The organism is Myroides sp. LJL115, from assembly GCF_054871665.1.
The window spans coordinates 1-1,246 of the sequence record NZ_JBTXLS010000097.1; the positions used below are offsets into that span (position 1 = coordinate 1).

1 protein-coding gene is annotated in these 1,246 nt (G+C 33.5%); it reads right to left on the minus strand.

The genetic code is table 11. The annotated features are described in order from the left end of the window. Positions 1–332: 332 nt before the first annotated feature. Positions 333–599, minus strand: coding sequence for a helix-turn-helix domain-containing protein (locus ACYSNX_RS13070; protein WP_461755093.1), 267 nt, complete (start codon positions 597–599; stop codon positions 333–335). Positions 600–1,246: the final 647 nt, after the last annotated feature.

Genomic DNA, 1,246 nt, shown 5'->3' on the forward strand with positions numbered 1-1,246 from the left:
CCCAGGTAAGAACAGTAACTTTCCCCTCATATACCTGCTATATTTACCCTAAATATCTCCGTACAACTTTGGACTTTAGTTTGTTATGCAACCTTATCCGATATTATTGGGCCTGATATAGTTTCTGTTCGTCAGGTCAAGGGTTTGCCTAGCGCTTCCTTCAGATTCCACCTCACGATGGACACCCTTGCATTTGGCTAACACTTCCCGTTGTAAAGGCGTGTTCGGGACTTGCACCCTAGAGTTACTGTCCATGCTGGGCACACATAAAAAAAAGCTTAGAATAAACTGAAATCTATTCCAAGCTTTTTATAACTTATATTAAGTATTTATCATATTTTAGAGTTAAACTCATCAAACAAAGGATCATTAAAGAACTCATCCATGCTAATTTTCATATTCATACAAAAATTCTTTATTGTATAAATTGATACACCACGTGAATTACTAAGATTTGTCCAACGATCGATAGTTTGTCTGTCTTTTTCGTTATGTGCAGCCAATGCACTCTTACTAAAGTCTTTATCTTGCATAATTCTAGAAATCCTATTTTTAATAGCATCTCTTAGCCTTATATCTTCCTCACTTAACTTTCCCATAGTCAATTTTATGACTATTATTAAAATTTAATGTAAACCACTTGGATTACAAATAACTTTTTATTATCTTTGATTTATCAAATAAAATAGAACTTTAGAAAAGATAGTGCTAAAGCTTATTTAATTCTCGACTTGAAAACTGGTAATTTTTATATACACGGGAAAATAAGTACTTTAGCTCACGACCTAGGCGTGAGCTTACTTATTCGTGTATAGGGTATACCAGTACCTCAAGTCGGATAGTAAGATTCGCGCCTTTTTTATTATACTGACACAAAAGTACTTTAGACATTTTCCAAATGCTTTCCCATAAAAGTACTTATTAAAAGACGTAGTATCTTTTTAGAACACTACTGTCCTATTATATTCACTATGAAGAAAGTCTTTTTTGACGTCTACTTCTTTATAGTCTGTGATCATTAACCGTCCAAAATGAGGCTATTTGCAGTTTAACTGCTGTAGTAAATGAGCTATTGCATCCTTGCTTGAATGGAGTTTCCACCTCAGCATGGAATATATAGCTATACCTCAGCTTTGGTCTTAATCACAACAAACGTCCACCGGATTTACTTCGGAAATTTCAATTATTATTTTACAACAAACTTATTTAATCAATTTAACCAACCATTACATCTATGATGAAAACA